The sequence below is a fragment of the Paraburkholderia aromaticivorans genome, from assembly GCF_012689525.1.
GTDB classification, from domain to species: Bacteria; Pseudomonadota; Gammaproteobacteria; order Burkholderiales; family Burkholderiaceae; genus Paraburkholderia; species Paraburkholderia aromaticivorans_A.
In genome coordinates, this window is record NZ_CP051514.1 from 591,034 (window position 1) to 606,850 (window position 15,817).

At 60.4% G+C, this 15,817-nt stretch carries 10 protein-coding genes and 3 pseudogenes; 4 read left to right on the plus strand and 9 right to left on the minus strand.

Translation table 11 applies throughout. The features are described from left to right. Positions 1 to 283: 283 nt before the first annotated feature. Complete coding sequence (pip, locus tag HF916_RS02705) at positions 284 to 1,216, plus strand: prolyl aminopeptidase (protein ID WP_168787719.1); 933 nt, start codon at positions 284 to 286, stop codon at positions 1,214 to 1,216. Between the two features lie 865 nt (positions 1,217 to 2,081). Here pip and HF916_RS02710 read toward each other — a convergent pair. Then, positions 2,082 to 3,262, minus strand: a pseudogene (locus HF916_RS02710) (IS3 family transposase); the annotation flags it as partial. Positions 3,263 to 3,936: 674 nt separating this feature from the next. On the opposite strand from HF916_RS02710, the pseudogene HF916_RS02715 reads away from it, so the two are divergent. Both HF916_RS02715 and HF916_RS02720 read left to right on the plus strand, forming a co-directional pair. After that, positions 3,937 to 4,668, plus strand: a pseudogene (locus HF916_RS02715) (IS6 family transposase). Positions 4,669 to 4,877: 209 nt separating this feature from the next. Beyond that, on the plus strand, positions 4,878 to 5,048 hold the full coding sequence (locus tag HF916_RS02720) for a hypothetical protein (protein ID WP_168787720.1): 171 nt from the start codon (positions 4,878 to 4,880) through the stop codon (positions 5,046 to 5,048). Positions 5,049 to 5,428: 380 nt separating this feature from the next. On the opposite strand, the gene HF916_RS02725 is transcribed toward HF916_RS02720, so the two are convergent. The 5 genes from HF916_RS02725 to HF916_RS02745 form a co-directional block, all read right to left on the minus strand. After that, positions 5,429 to 6,451 (minus strand): lysylphosphatidylglycerol synthase transmembrane domain-containing protein, encoded by a 1,023-nt coding sequence (locus HF916_RS02725; protein ID WP_240975316.1) that lies wholly within the window; start codon positions 6,449 to 6,451, stop codon positions 5,429 to 5,431. A 147-nt stretch (positions 6,452 to 6,598) separates the two neighbouring features. Next, positions 6,599 to 7,186, minus strand: coding sequence for a universal stress protein (locus HF916_RS02730; protein WP_240975317.1), 588 nt, complete (start codon positions 7,184 to 7,186; stop codon positions 6,599 to 6,601). Between the two features lie 113 nt (positions 7,187 to 7,299). Next, positions 7,300 to 9,414, minus strand: a complete 2,115-nt coding sequence (gene mgtA, locus HF916_RS02735; RefSeq protein ID WP_240975398.1) for a magnesium-translocating P-type ATPase — start codon at positions 9,412 to 9,414, stop codon at positions 7,300 to 7,302. A 33-nt stretch (positions 9,415 to 9,447) separates the two neighbouring features. After that, positions 9,448 to 11,000 (minus strand): IS3 family transposase gene (locus HF916_RS02740; protein ID WP_240975235.1). Its coding sequence is split into 2 segments (ribosomal slippage): positions 9,448 to 10,538 and positions 10,538 to 11,000, totalling 1,554 coding nucleotides; the frame shifts between segments, so codons are not numbered across the junction. 31 nt (positions 11,001 to 11,031) lie between these two features. Further along, positions 11,032 to 11,634 carry a cation-transporting P-type ATPase gene (locus tag HF916_RS02745; protein WP_168787722.1) on the minus strand — a complete coding sequence of 201 codons (603 nt, stop codon included), beginning with the start codon at positions 11,632 to 11,634 and terminating at the stop codon, positions 11,032 to 11,034. A 390-nt stretch (positions 11,635 to 12,024) separates the two neighbouring features. Here HF916_RS02745 and HF916_RS02750 point away from each other — a divergent pair, with 390 nt between their 5' ends. Continuing rightward, positions 12,025 to 13,680 carry a SulP family inorganic anion transporter gene (locus HF916_RS02750; protein WP_168787723.1) on the plus strand — a complete coding sequence of 552 codons (1,656 nt, stop codon included), beginning with the start codon at positions 12,025 to 12,027 and terminating at the stop codon, positions 13,678 to 13,680. A 66-nt stretch (positions 13,681 to 13,746) separates the two neighbouring features. Here the strand turns inward: HF916_RS02750 and HF916_RS02755 are convergent, their stop codons facing one another. The 3 genes and pseudogenes from HF916_RS02755 to HF916_RS02765 form a co-directional block, all read right to left on the minus strand. Beyond that, positions 13,747 to 13,911, minus strand: coding sequence for a hypothetical protein (locus HF916_RS02755; protein ID WP_168787724.1), 165 nt, complete (start codon positions 13,909 to 13,911; stop codon positions 13,747 to 13,749). A gap of 464 nt (positions 13,912 to 14,375) precedes the next feature. Continuing rightward, positions 14,376 to 14,516, minus strand: a complete 141-nt coding sequence (locus tag HF916_RS50230; RefSeq protein ID WP_168787725.1) for a hypothetical protein — start codon at positions 14,514 to 14,516, stop codon at positions 14,376 to 14,378. Between the two features lie 405 nt (positions 14,517 to 14,921). Then, positions 14,922 to 15,653, minus strand: a pseudogene (locus HF916_RS02765) (IS6 family transposase). Between the last annotated feature and the right edge of the window lie 164 nt (positions 15,654 to 15,817).

The following is a 15,817-nucleotide window of genomic DNA, read 5'->3' on the forward strand; positions in this document are numbered from 1 at the left end:
CGAGCTACTCGGAACCAGCCGCTCGTCGGCGGACAACCGTGAGGGTGAACAGCTACGCGTCCGACCGTGCGTGTAAAAGCCACCGCTATTCTGATAGACCTTCTTACCATGGTAAGAAAGAAGGTCGACGAGGTAAACTCCGTGGCATCAAAACGCGGCGTACCCAACTCCACCGGGCAGGTCCTGAAGAAAAGCCGCCCTTTTCCCGGAAAACGATTCGCTACATCTGAGAATCCCGTTATCGGATGTGCGGTTTGCCTAATTGCACCGGAGTCGAAACACCATGTACTCACCAATCGAACCTCACGCGCACGGCCATCTCGACACCGGCGACGGCCATCAGGTGTATTGGGAGCGCTGTGGCAATCCCGCCGGCAAGCCAGCGGTGTTCCTGCACGGCGGCCCGGGCGGTGGCTGCAGCCCCGAGCATCGCTGCCTGTTCGACCCCGAGTGCTACGACATCCTGCTGTTCGACCAGCGCGGCTGCGGCCGCTCGAAGCCGTACGCGAGCCTCGAGAACAACACGACCTGGCATCTCGTTGCGGACATCGAGTTGCTGCGCGAGATGGTCGGCGCCGAACAATGGCTCGTGTTCGGCGGCTCGTGGGGCAGCACGCTCGCACTCGCCTATGCGCAGACGCACCCCGAACGCGTGAGCGCACTGATACTTCGCGGCATCTTCACGATGCGCCGCGCAGAGTTGCTGTGGTACTACCAGGAAGGCGCTTCATGGCTGTTCCCGGATCTGTGGGAGGAGTTTCTCGCACCGATCCCCGTCAACGAGCGCGGCGACATAATCGCCGCTTACCGTCGCCGGCTGACCGGCGACGACGAAGCCACGAAGCTTGAAGCCGCGCGTGCGTGGAGCAGGTGGGAAGGCCGCACAATCACGCTGCTGCCCAATCAGACACTGGCGGATCATTTCAGCTGCGGCCACTTCGCGCTCGCATTCGCGCGAATCGAAAACCACTATTTCGTCAATGGCGGATTCGTCGAGGAGGGCCAGCTGCTGCGCGACGCGCATCGGCTCGCGAACATTCCCGGCGTGATCATCCAGGGCCGCTACGACGTCGCGACGCCGGCGCGTACCGCATGGGATCTGTCAAAGGCCTGGCCAAACGCGACGTTTGAGATTGTGCCGGATGCGGGCCATGCGTACGACGAGCCGGGGCTTCTGAAGGCATTGATTGCAGCGACAGACCGGTTCGCTAAGTAGCGCGTGCAATGCGACAGACAAGCAGGCACCCGTCCTTTCGCGATCGTATGCAGCCGAGACGGCGTCATGAACATACTCCCCAGAGGATAGATGTCGGCCATTTGCTGCCGCTCGCACATCGCGCTGGGCCGACAGCCGAACGGCTGGTCCACTCCGAAAACTGCCCGATACGGTCGTCCATCTGATTTGGGAAATCAAGGAGCAACCAGCCGAATACGCGCTTCTTATCGTTAGTTGACGCCGTAGGATCAACACCCCCAACATGTGTTATCTCCTCCACAAAATCGCACGACTCTTCATCCATGACTTTTGAAGCATTAATTTCAGACCTCACTCAACCGCTCGCCGGTCAATATCCACGTCCATGGATGACCGGATCACGGAACCCGGAATCGGCGAACGTATTCATCGTGGGTGCGAACCAGGCGAAGCACTTCCCTGTGTCTGCAGTTAGTCATGTTCGACATATGGATGCACTAATTAACCGCAACGGAGAGAGCTGTCGCGGGGTGTACGATGAGCTTCATCCGAAGCCGTCGCTGACTCGCCCTAATATTGACGATTTCGTCATTCGTCTTGGTGCCGCCGGTGTCACGAACATCCTCGAAACGAACGTCGTGTGCTACTCGACCGGCATGTCCGAGTGCCTTCGAAGAATGGAGCATCAACCTGGCGCGACGCACGGAAGCCGTATATTTCGATCGCTCGTGACGACGATACGCCCCCGAATCGTCGTGCTTCACGGCTCGGGAACCTGCGAAAGATTTGAGAAAGAGTTCCAACTAAAGATTGCGCGCCCACCGGCCTCGGAGCAGGACGGAATGACCTTGCCCCCGTTTGACGAATCCCTTAGCTGGGGGAAATATGCGGCCTCGACTTGCTGAGCCGCGAACCAGTTCTTCTCGAATGTCATGGGACTTACGTAGTTGAGCGTCGAGTGTAATCGGCGTGCATTGTAGAAGCCCAGCCAGTCAATGACCTCATCCATTGCGGCACGCCGCGTGGCGAAGTGTCGTCCATGCATGCGTGCTACCTTCAGCGAAGCCCACAGACTTTCGGTAGGCGCGTTATCCCAACAATCGCCGCGTCTGCTCATCGATGAGCGCATGCCGTAGGCCTTCAGCGTGTCCTGAAACAGACCGCTGCAATACTGGCTGCCCCGGTCGCTATGCACAATTACACCGGCTTCAGGGCGGCGCCGGAACCACGCCATGCGCAATGCGTCCGCGACCAGTTCAGCCTTCATGTGCGGCTGCATCGACCAGCCTACCACCTGCCTGCTGAACAGGTCGATGATGACCGTGAGGTACACCCAGCCTTCGGCTGTCGCCAGATACGTGATGTCGGTCGTCCAGACCTGGTTCGGCGCGTTAGCGGTGAAGTTGCGCTCCAACAGATTCGGCGCCACTGGCAAATCGTGGTTCGAGTTCGTCGTCGCGATGTACTTGCGCTTGTGGCGGGCTCGAATACCATGCCGCGCCATCAGCTTGCGAACCCGCTCTTTGCCCACGCGCACGCCATGCGTGAGCAGTTCCTTCCACATGCGAGGCCAGCCGTATTCGCCCTTGACCTGCGTGTGAATCGCCTTGATGTGCACAAGCAGTGCGTCGTCACTCACGCGGCCTCGGTGCGGCCTGGCCTGCGCGGTGCGTTGCCGACGCTGATGATATCCGCTGGGACTGACCTCCAGCACTTCGCATAGCACCGAGACCGGCCAGTGGCGTCGATTGCGCTCGATGAACGCGTACTTCACATCGACTCCCTGGCGAAGTACGCGGCCGCTTTTTTTAAAATATCTCGCTCCATCTTCAGGCGAGCCACTTCGGCACGCAGCCGCGCCAGTTCCATCTGTTCCGGGCTCACAGGCTTCGCGCCTGCTCCCGCCAGTTTGCCTTCCCGGTCAGCCTTTACCCAGTTGTACAGCGTCTGTTCGACCACACCGAGTGTCGCCGCGACCGCTGCCATGCTTTGCCCGGCCTTGACCAGTCGCACCGCTTCCAGCTTGAACTCGAGCGTGTACTGCGCTCGCTTTGCCTTGCTTGTCATCGTTCTTCTCCTTGCTTGAGTTTACCCGCTCAGCAAGGGATTCGTTTTTCGGGGGCAAGCTCAGAATTCGAAAACTAGAGGTGCTTCTCGATGGCGTTGGGACCGAGCTAATCATAATTCCATCGCTTGCTTTACCTCAGTTCAACAAGTGGAAGCAATGGGCGCCGCAGCACCTGGATGCCGTCTGCGAATACGTCGCATCTAGACTTTAAAGAGATCTCTGATGGTTGCGTAGCTTCGAATTTGAAACGGCTCGGTTAAGACAGCGGTCGATCCCCGTCCGCCGAGAAGAATTCTTCGGCCTTATGTAAAGCTTTGCACAAGGCCGGCGTCCGGACTCGATCGAATTCTTCTTAAGTGGTCGGACCTGAACAATCTTCAAAGCCTTGCGGTCTGAGGCTTTGAGCCGCAAATACGGTTGTGGGAATCGCAGGAACCTGGCATGTATGGACCCGACGCCTTTTGCAAGCTTCTTTTTCCTCATGTCGAAACGGTCTGCATGCATGTATTCGGCTTGCCGTTGGGCGACTTGCCGAAGCACGCCCGCAGCCTTGATGAGATCCGCGCATTCTGTCCTTAGCACATTAGCGGCTTGTCCTATGGGACTGCCGTCCAGGTTCACAGGTTTCAGGGGCTTTGTCACGTTATTGCGGCGGTCGCGTAGAATTCTTGAGATGAAAAATTCCAGATCGCTCTATCACGGGCATCGCTTTCCTGCGGTGGTCATCAGCTGGGCCGTTCGGTGGTACTTTCGGTTTCAGCTGAGTTTGCGTGATATTGAAGAGTTGCTGTTCGAGCGCGGCATCGAGGTGAGTTATGAAACCGTGCGCCGCTGGTGCGATAAATTCGGTTCCGGGTTTGCACATCGGGTAAAGGCTGTCCGGCGAAAACCGGGCAGTACATGGCATCTCGATGAGTTGTTCGTGACGTTGCGCGGTGAACCTTATGTGCTGTAGCGAGCGGTCGACGAGCACGGCGCCGAACTCGATATCCTGCTGCAGAAGCGGCGCGACACGGCCGCAGCCGAACGATTCTTCAAACGCGTACTTCGTTCGTGCCCGGTGCCGCGCAAAATCGTCACCGATCAGCTGCGCAGCTATCCGGCCGCGAAGTCCAGGATCCCCGCGCTGGCAAATGTCAAACACGTGTTCGTCAAGGCTGCCGCCCGCGTGAACAATCGGGCCGAGAATAGCCATCAACCTACGCGCGAACGCGAGCGGCGCTTGCGCGGGTTTCGCTACCCAAAGCGTACCCAGGCGTTTCTCTCGAGCTTCGGACCGATCCGGCAGCACTTCGCGCTCAAGCGGCATTTGCTGCGCGCTTCTCTTTACCGCAAACAGCTCACTCAGCGCTTCGACTCGTGGCATCGTTTGACCGAGCTCACCCAAAATCCGTCAACCGTCTGAGCAAACACGCATCCCCCATCTGTTTGCGTCATCGCCCAGTCAACGTGACAAAGCCGGCCGGGGCGATCCGCGGCCTCGAGCAGGTCACAGCTTTGCTCGCTGCGCACTTCCCGGCACGCGCCGGAAGAAATGACGAATTATCCGGCAAGACGGCGCTGTTATGAACACGCGCAGTCTTGCCATCTTTTAACCTGATGAAAGGAGCAGTCATGACCACCGACAGTGTCAATAAGTTACTCGCGAGTTTCGACGATCTCGCGTCGAAGGCCGACGACGTCAACGTTCAGTTTTTGATCCGGGCCATCAAGTTGCATGCTGAACTCACGGACGCAAGAATCGCCGACCTGGAACAAACCTTGACGGCCTCGTTAAAGAAATAGACGGCTGCAATGGGCTGGTCTTCCGATCGCACGTGCTGGCGATTGCTCGCCATCTGGCTCGGGGGGTATAAAGCGTACTGTGGTATCGGTCGTGCTAGCGCTCTGCGCGGCCGCGATCACCTCAACCATCGGTCGGCCGGCACTTGCGTCAACGGCATCTGCGCGGGGCTTTTTTCGTCCGGCTTCTACTGCATAGCTACATGGACCGTGCTAAACGGCGTGAGGGTTTCGTCGGGATTGCAAACTTGACGTTCGTCGTAGGCACGATCGTGCCGGGGGTTGGTGCTGCTCGGTTTGCCCGGCTGGCCGCAAATGCACGTGCGCTCGTTGCCCACGGCGGGCTATCCACGCGGCCTGGCCGCCGTGGCGGTTAGCTCGCGTTAGCGAGGCGCAGAAACGACGGCGGGTGCACCCGATGCGCGGCTGAGTTCGCGCCGTGCCAGCCAGAGGCCAGGCAACATCGGCAGCCAGAAGGTCAGGCCGCGTAGCAGGAGCGTCCCCGCTAACGCTGCTTCAATCGACACGCCCAGCAGACTCAGCATGCCGACGCTCGTGGCTTCGAAGGTCCCCAGTCCAACCGGGATCGGACCAATCGTCGCCACCATCGACGCAATGGCGAAGCTGACGAAGACGACCCAGAGCGCCGGCACTTCGCCGAGCGCTTTGAACGCGAGCCAAAGCGTCATGGCATCGAGCAGGAAGATGGCCAGCTGCAGAGCCACGGTCTGCATGAGCAGCCACGGGCTGCGCAGCAACTCGGTGGGCGCATCGGTGAGTTCCTGGAGCAGGTCGGTTCCGCCCAGGCACTTGCTGACCCAGGCAATCGGCTTGCGCTGGCCCCATCGTTTCAGTCCCAGGACGGCAGCCGGGACGGCGATGGTGACCACCACGAAAATCGCGACGCCGATGACCAACGGGAGATTCATCCGATGCCGAATCCACAGCGCGCTGGCGCTGGCGAGCACAACGATGAGATACGCACCATCGTAAGACACGAGGCCGGCGAGCATTGCCGCCATTGCAATCCCGGCGGGCACGCGCCGCCTGATCAGCCCGCGCACGACCAGCATCGTGCCGCTGATGCCGCCGCTCGGGAGAACCTGATCGGTGAAGACCTTGGCTATGCCGAGCGGAACGAGCGCGCGTAGCGGCAACGGATGGCCGGCGCATTGCAATGCCTGACGCCATACGAAGGCCGCGCTGAGATAGGTTGCTCCCTGAGCAACGAAGGCGACGAGCAGCCAGCCCGGACGCGCCGATCGCGCCAATTCGAGCATCTTCTGAAGCGAACCGAAATGCAACGCGACAAGAACGACCGCAACAAAGCCGGCCAAGCCCATTGCCCAGAGCCCGAGCGGGCGCAGCCGAGATCCCTTGCCGAGCAGACCCGGTGCAACGCGCACGAATCCTGTGCCGGTCGGCGGCGGGAGCCCAGGCTGCACGGAAAGCGCGTCGTCGGATTGCGTGAGGCGCGGAGGAACGGAGCGAATTTGCGGAGTGCGCATTGATTTGAGGCGAAAAGACTACGCTCGGGGATTTGCACGTCACATCTACCAGCCGGCCGCAAATTGCTGGACGGTAGCTGGCGTGGACGTTGGCCGATCCTGTCGATTCGGCACCAGTAGCACGGGAGAACACGTCCTACGCACTAAACGCTCGGCGACACTCCCTGGAACAGACCGCCGAAACTCGCGCCGGCTGTGCGTGCCGGGCACCCCGAGATCGGCCTTGAAGTCGCTTGCGGCGAGCCGCACACGTTCCGCAATGTCCTGACCCGGGAGTTCGACCAGGACGGTCAGCGGCGTGCCCGCGACGGCGTCGCGCTTCACCGCAATCAGTGCTGCGGCCGCAAGCAGGTGGCCTTCTGCCAAACCTGCTTCGCGCAGGATCGAAGGGTCGTAACCGGTCGCATCGCATGCCAGCAGCGGATTGTCGACGACGTAGAGAGGCTGCACTTGCGCATCGCTTTCGCGAGCGAGTTGCAATGCACCTTCAAAGGCATGCCTCGACGTCTCGCCGCCGTCGATTGCGATCAGAATGCGCTTATACATGTCGACCTCGAGGATACTGTCCAGCCTGATGCGCGGGCGCGGCTGCTCTGCGCCGCAGCCGTGAGCGGAGTCGGTGATGTGCTGCAACTGCCGGCTTCTGCAGTCGCGAGCAGCACGCGTGCCTGAAAAATGAAACGCGCGGCAGCCATATTGAGGGTGTGCGCAATCATGCCAGGAGTCGGTACGGGGCCGTACATGATTCAATCCAGTCCGAACCTGCGAACGAACCACATCTTTGCAAGATGCGTCAGCACGGCATAGCTCGCAAGAATCAGAAAGACACCGATCCAGTAGGTCGGAGGCAACGGGGTAAATCCGAGGAAGGTTCCCACCCGGGTGAACGGTATGGCGACAGCGGTCGCGGCGATGATGAGACTCGTCGCAGTCAACGCAGCGCTCGCTCGACTTTCGAGGAAGGGGACCTTGGCGGTGCGGATAATGTGAATGATCAACGTCTGCGATAGCAGCGATTCAACAAACCAGCCCGTCTGGAACAGCGACGGTCGGTCCCATGCGTTGAAGAAATGAAGCATCATGAAGTAAGTGACGTAATCAAATATCGAGCTGATCGGCCCGATCACTAGCATGAACTTCACGATGTTGCCGATATCCCATCGCCGCGGCACCCTCAGATATTCTGCATCCACATTGTCGGTCGGGATGGTGGTTTGCGAAAAGTCGTACAGCAGATTGTTGGTGAGCACCTGAATCGGCGCCATGGGCAGAAATGGCAAGATGACGCTGGCGCCGAGCACGCTGAACATGTTTCCAAAATTCGAGCTTGCCCCCATCTTGATGTACTTGGTAATGTTGCCAAACACCTTTCTCCCCTCGAGTACACCGTCGCCCAGCACCGCAAGGCTTTTTTCGAGCAGGATGATGTCGGCCGACTCCTTCGCGATATCGACCGCGCTGTCTACGGACACACCGACATCCGCCGCCTTGAGCGCGGGACCGTCGTTGATGCCGTCACCCAGAAAGCCGACGACATGTCCCTTTCGATGCAACGCGTCGATGATCGACGCCTTCTGCGCCGGTGACACCTTGGCAAAAACGGACGCCGTCTCGGCGAGATCCGCCAGCTGTCCGAGCGTCAACTGCTCGAGCTCCTTTCCGAGCACCACGCGATCCACGGCGAGGCCGACCTCGTGACAGATCTTGCGGGTCACGATGTCGTTGTCGCCCGTGAGGATTTTTACCTCCACGCCGCTTGCCTTCAGGGTCGCGATCGCGGCTGGGGCTGTCTCCTTCGGTGGGTCGAGAAAGGCAATGTAGCCAAGCAGCGTCAGATCGGCCTCATCGGCGACCGAGTAGGTCGCCTGCAGCAGCGGCATTTCCTTATATGCGACCGCGACGACCCGAAATCCATCTGCGTTGAGCGCGGCAGTGGTCTGCTTCGCGGCAGCGAAATGGCTGTCGTCGAGGGCGCCCGTATCGTTTTCATTCGCATAGCGGCTGCACACCGCGAACATCTCTTCGACAGCCCCTTTGCAGATCAGGACGTGAGTGCCATCTGCCCGTGCGAGAACGACGGACATGCGGCGACGCTCGAAATCGAACGGCATCTCGTCGATCTTGACGTAATGCTCGTGTGCCTTGAGCTGCTCAACCAGTTCGACGTGCTTCAGCACCGCAACGTCGAGCAGGTTCTTCAGGCCGGACTGATGCGCGCTGTTCAGGTAGGCATATTCGAGGACCTTGTCCGAGTCATTCCCTTGCAGATCCAGATGGCGCTTGAGGATGACGCGATCCTGGGTTAGCGTGCCCGTCTTATCGGTGCACAGAACGTCCATCGCGCCGAAATTCTGGATCGCGTTGAGGCGCTTCACGATGACCTTTTTGCGCGACATCGCCATAGCGCCTTTGGCGAGATTCACCGTGACGATCATCGGCAGCATTTCAGGCGTGAGCCCCACCGCAACCGCGACCGCGAAAAGGAGCGCCTCGAACCAGTTTCCCTTCGACAGAGCATTGATCACGAAGACGAGGGGCACCATCACCACAATGAAACCTATCATCAGCCAGGTGAACCGCGTGATGCCTTTGTCGAAGCTTGTCTGCACACGTTGCGCGGCGATCATGCCGGCGACGTGGCCGAAGGCCGTCCGCCTGCCTGTCAGCACGACGACGCCACAGCCAATACCGCTGACGACGGCGCTGCCCATGAAACAGATATTCTGGAGATCGAAGGGTGTTTCAGCTGCATCCGTCTGAGTTTGTGCCACCTTTTCGAGCGGCATGGCCTCGCCGGTCAGTGTCGACTGATTGATGAACAGGTCTTTAGCGGAGAGCAGGCGTAGATCCGCCGGGATCATGTCGGCAGTTGTCAACGTAGTTGTCGTGTCACTTCATGCAAACTGCTTTAGTTCTACCTGCTGCGTGCGCTCCGGATTGAGCCAGACTTCATCATTCAATTTCCAATCACGCGTCGATCGGGACCAACGCCGTGGGTTGCGCTCCCTGGCTTCTGCATAAACGGCTTCACGTTGCGCGAGCACTGCGGCGGCTACGCCGTTGTGGCGCTGCGCCGGCGTGACGAATTTCAGGCCGCTGTGTTTGTGCTCATGGTTGTACCAACGCACGAACTGCTGCGTCCAGGCCCGCGCTTCATCAATGCTGCCGAACGGTCTGCGCGGATAGTCTGGCCGGTACTTGCAGGTGCGGAACAGCGACTCCGCGAACGGGTTATCGTTACTCACACGCGGCCGACTGAAAGAGGCGACGACCCCCAGGTTTTCCAGGGTGGCGAGCATCGTCGCGCCCTTCATTGCGCTGCCGTTATCCGAGTGCAGCACCAGGGGGCGCCCTGCCAGGCCCTCCGCCAGACTGGCACGCCGCATCAGCAACGCGGCCAGTTCCGCCGATTCCGCCTCATGCACTTCGTGACCGACTATCTTGCGGCTGAACACGTCCAGCATCATGTACCAGTAGTAATACTGGCCCTTGACCGCCGCCGGCATCCACGTGATGTCCCACGACCAGACCTGGTTCGAACCAGTGGCACAATGGCTGGTCACCACGCGGGCCGAGGGCTTGCGCGCACGGCCGCGGTGATGCTGCTGCGAAGCGCTGCGCAGCACGCGGTAAAAGCTCGACTCCGACGCGAGATATACGCCGCGGTCGGCGAGGCTCGGCACGATCTGACTGGGCGGCAGGCTGGCAAACTCCGCACTATTGGCGACCTGCAGAATCTGCTGCCGTTCGGCCTCACTCAGTCGATTGGACGGCGGCGCTCGCTCGGTCGTCGTGCGGCCATCAGCGCGCACCGCGTCGCCCTCACGCACCCAGCGCTGGAATGTGCGCACACTCACGCCCAGCTCCTCGCAAGCCTTCTCCAACCGGCAGCCCGACTGCGCTGCCTCGCGAATCAACGATATACATAGCAGGCGATCCAGGACGTTGATTAATCGTCCTCTTTGTCTCCCCAGATCGCCTGGACTTTTTTTCTCAGAATCAGCAGTGCAGCCGCTTCTGCCAGCGCCTTCTCCTTGCGCTGCAGTTCCTTCTCGAGCTGCCGGATGCGCTGCTTGTCGTCTTTCGACTGATGGCGCTGCTCGCGTGCCTGCTCGGTGGCATTCGCGTTGGCCGCCTGGCAAGCAGCCCGCCACGCCGCGATCTGTTCGGGATAAAGACCTTTGCGCCGGCAATACTCGGCCAGCTCCGCTGCGTTGAGCGGGGCGGTTTCCAGCACTACTGCAAACTTGTCTTCCGAAGACCATCCTTCGGGATTCTTCCCATCGCCCGGCACTGCGATTCCTTGTCCTTTGGCCTTTCGGCGCCACGTGTACAACGTCTGTTCCGTAATCCCCGTTTCTCTGGCAAGCGCCGAGACCGCCGCGTTTTCCGGCGGCATCATGCGACGCACCAGCGCTTCCTTTCTTTCTGCTGAGTAGGCTTTCATTCACCCTGATTTTACCGCCCCCGGACCAAGTCTATAAGAAAGAGAAGACACGACAACTAGTCTGACGCCGGGGGATGTCGCCGGCCGAAAGCAGGACGACATCGCCCGGCGCGAGCTGATCGATCGGGACGTCCACGTGATCGGGTCCATCGCCCGTGTCAGGTCGGCGCACGGTTGCCGTTGTATGCACCATTCGGCGCAGCGCGTCGGCTGCCTTGTTCGAACGATGCTCCTGAAGAAAACCAAGCGAGACGCTAAGGAGCACCATCAGCGAAATCATGATCGCCGCGCGTGGATCGCCGAGCAGAGATGATGCTACTGCCAGCGACAACAGCAGAAGGTTCAGGGGATTGAGCGACCGGCTGGCGAGTTCACCAGCGATTGTGTGACGCACTTCATGCGCGACCTGATTGCGGCCCGCTGTGCGCAGCCGTTGCGCCACTTCGTCGGCCGCGAGGCCCGCCGCCACGCTACGCAGCCGCTGTAGCACTTCTTCGGGCGAGACGCGAGCGAATTCGGCGAGCATATCGCTACTGGCGCTCGACGGCGCTGCAGCCGGCGACGATGAATGCCTGAGCCAGACAGGGAGTAGGAATAGGGCGCGCAGGCCGTACTTACCGTCGAGTAATGACATGGTGAGCCCGTTGAAAGGCGAGCGTCTGCGCTAAACGCAGACCGCAAGATCAATGGAAAGCCATCCTGCGACGGAGGTTCCTTTCCGGAGCGTTTCGTTTTCTTCAACGCAGCATCTTACGCAACACCAACAACGTGACGGGGCCATCCACAACGTTTGGCTTGTCAACTTGTTGAATATGGGGTCGCGAGGGACAACGGCATGCCGCATGCGGGGGACCCTGTCGCGCGCACAAAGCGTCGGGGAAACTTCCAATTGCAGCGCAACGCTGTTCCGACTCATCCTAGTAATCAAGGGTACGCTAGGGAAAGGCAATGGTACCTCACGTGTTCCTTCGAACCCGCGTGATGCCGTTATTCGGCATAGTCAACGCAAGGCGACCAGAAAGGCATGAAAAAGCGTCCGCGCAAGGCGTCCGTGCGCGTTCGCCCTGCCCATTACTTGCCTGACCTACGCGCCGGGCTGTCTGTCGCTGGCCTGCTCATTCCTGAGTCGATGGCGTATTCAACCATCGCGAACCTACCGCCGCAGACGGGCGTTGTCGCGCTACTCGCGGGTCTCGTCGCCTACGGCCTGCTGGGCGACAGCCGCTTTGCGATCGTGTCGGCCACGTCCTCGTCGGCGGCCGTCCTTGCAGCCGTGGTGGTGGGAATGGCCGGCGGCAACCTGCCCATGCGCATGCTGCTAGCCGCCGGGCTGGTATTGATTACCGGGTTGATCTTCGTCGGCGCCTCGGTCGCGCGCTTGGGCGGCGCTTCGGAGTTCATCGCCAAACCGGTGCTGCGCGGTTATGCGTTCGGACTCGCAATTATCATCATAGTAAGACAGATACCCAGTGTCCTCGGCGTGAGTCTCAAGCACAGCGATTTTGCCGGCCTCTTGATCGAGCTTGCCCATAGCTACCCGCACTGGAACGTCTGGCAGTTAGTGACCGGGCTCGTCGCGCTGGTCCTTCTATTCGCGTTCGGTCGCTCACGCCAAGTGCCGGGCGCGTTCGTCGTGATCGCGCTAGGCATCGTCGCCAGTCGCTGGCTCGGCCTTCACGCGCACGGGGTGTCGGTGGTCGGCGCAATCGACCTGTCGGGCGAAACGCCTTCCCTGCCGAGCCTTGATCACCGCCAATGGACCCAGCTTGGCGAATTCGCCTTCGCGCTGGCGCTGATCCTGTACGCCGAATCGTATAGCTCGGTCCGCACGTTTGCGCTCAAGCACGGAGACTTGACCGAGCCCAACCGCGAGTTGCTCGCACTCGGGGCTGCGAATCTGCTGTCAGGGCTATTTCATGGCCTGCCGGTAGGCGCCGGCTATTCCGCAAGTGCCACGAACGAAGCGGCTGGTGCACATTCGCGCTGCGCAGGTTGGGTCGCCGCCGTGGTGGTGGTCGTGATCGTGCTCACCTTACTGTCATGGGTGGCCCTCACGCCCACGGCGGTGCTTGCGGCCGTCGTTTGCCATGCGCTTAGCCATGCGTTGAACCCGTCAGTGTTCAGGCCGTATGTTCGGTTGCATCGCGACCGGTTCATCGTCGCCGCCGCCCTGCTTGCGGTGCTGGTGCTAGGCGTGCTCTACGGGTTGCTCGCGGCGATCGGGCTCAGCCTGCTGATGCTGTTGCGCGGGCTCTCTGTGCCGAACGTGAGCACGCTCGGACGCCTCGGCGATGGACACGATTTCCTTGTCCTCACGGCGCATCCGGATGCGCGACCAGTTCCGGGCGTGATTGTCCTGCGCCCGGAAGCGCCGCTCTTTTTTGGCAACGTCGAAGTCATGCTGCAGCATGTGAGAGCGTGTGTCGTCAACGCGAGCGATAGCACGCAATCGATTGTTCTCAGCCTTGAAGAGTCCCCCGATCTGGACAGCACCAGTGTGGAGGCGTTGCTGGAATTCCAGCGCTTTGCAGTGGCGCGCGGCAAGAGGTTGCTCTTCGCCCGTCTGAAGGAGCCCGTGCTGGCGCTGCTCATCGTGGCCGGCATGCCCGGTCTCACGCCGTCGCACGTCCTTTACAGCGTCGACGACGCGGTCGCCGCCGCCCTCGCTCAGTCGAGGTGACCCGGTCGCGAGGGCACTATCCTCTTGGCAGATCCTCATGCAAAACAATTAGGATAGCCCGATATTTCAAGGAGTTTGCGCATTTGGCTGAAGTTGAGTTTCGAGGGCGGTGGCACGTCGCCGCTTGATTTCATCTTTTTCCAACCCCTTCGCCATCATGCCTTCGAAGTACTGCTTGCGTTGCGCCTTGAACTTCGGCACCACCGCCTGCAATGGGGCTGTCCGGGTCATAGAGCGCCTTGGCAAGCTCATACTGATGGGATGAAGCCGCCATGGCGCGCTTGCTGCGCACCTGGTACGTCGGCATGCCGGTTCGCAGAGCCGTTGAGCGCTACCTGCCGGAGCGCATCGGGCCAGGGCAGTCGGCGCGCGGCGTCCTCGGCACAGTTCGTTGACGGCTGACGAGCGTCACACGGCATGTCGGCCGGCCGGATCTCGCCGCCACTTTCGAACACCCTGACGGTGAGCGCTTACGGGAGGCGAAAGCAGTCGACGATGGCGACGACGAATGCGGCGACCCTTGGCGCTGGTAAGCGCCGGCAGGTATCGGACCGCCAAGAGCGCAAACCGCTCGGCGCGGTTACGGCCGACTTTTGTCATAAGCGGCCGGCCATCGGACTGCGTGAGACACGACGTCTCATCGACTACAACCCCAGGATCTTGCCGACCGTCTCATGGAACTCGCTGGTCGCGTCTTAAATCGCCTCGTCGGCCTCGTCGTGTAGGTTGTCCACGTTCTCATCCAGCACCTCCTGCAACGTCAGGTACGCTGAAATGATGCTGTCCAGTTGGTCACCTGCGACGCGCGCGTACACGGCCTCCGCCAGGGCTTCCATGAAGTCAGCCCGGCTTCCCCCACGAGGCCATCCGCGCTGTTTTCCAGGTCGTCCTTGAACTGTTCCACATCTGCCATGTTTCGCTCCGGGTCAGGTACAGCGTTGCATATTACGTGCGATCGCAGGAAGGGCGGCCGGCTGAAGCTGGTCCTGTGACCTGGCTCAGCCTGCCCCTGCTCGCTCGCCAGTCCGTCCCCGGCAGGCCCAACCGCGCAACCGCCGGGATCGCCTCGTGTATATTTGATAAAGGACGCCGCAGCGCGCGGGCCGCCAGGAAGCCGTTGCATTGCGGCATCGAGAGGTCGATCAGGATGACATGGCAATGCCAGCGGTACGCGGGTCCTATGCACGGCTTTGTCACGTTGACTGGGCGATGACGCAAACAGATGGGGGATGCGTGTTTGCTCAGACGGTTGACGGATTTTGGGTGAGCTCGGTCAAACGATGCCACGAGTCGAAGCGCTGAGTGAGCTGTTTGCGGTAAAGAGAAGCGCGCAGCAAATGCCGCTTGAGCGCGAAGTGCTGCCGGATCGGTCCGAAGCTCGAGAGAAACGCCTGGGTACGCTTTGGGTAGCGAAACCCGCGCAAGCGCCGCTCGCGTTCGCGCGTAGGTTGATGGCTATTCTCGGCCCGATTGTTCACGCGGGCGGCAGCCTTGACGAACACGTGTTTGACATTTGCCAGCGCGGGGATCCTGGACTTCGCGGCCGGATAGCTGCGCAGCTGATCGGTGACGATTTTGCGCGGCACCGGGCACGAACGAAGTACGCGTTTGAAGAATCGTTCGGCTGCGGCCGTGTCGCGCCGCTTCTGCAGCAGGATATCGAGTTCGGCGCCGTGCTCGTCGACCGCTCGCTACAGCACATAAGGTTCACCGCGCAACGTCACGAACAACTCATCGAGATGCCATGTACTGCCCGGTTTTCGCCGGACAGCCTTTACCCGATGTGCAAACCCGGAACCGAATTTATCGCACCAGCGGCGCACGGTTTCATAACTCACCTCGATGCCGCGCTCGAACAGCAACTCTTCAATATCACGCAAACTCAGCTGAAACCGAAAGTACCACCGAACGGCCCAGCTGATGACCACCGCAGGAAAGCGATGCCCGTGATAGAGCGATCTGGAATTTTTCATCTCAAGAATTCTACGCGACCGCCGCAATAACGTGACAAAGCCGCGCCATCCTGTCCAGAAACTGCACTGTTTTCGCAGAATTGTTCTTAACACTATCGGGGATCGACGGCAGTTGCATGAAAGCGCAAGAAGAATCGGCGAGGACACCGATCTTCATTAAAGCC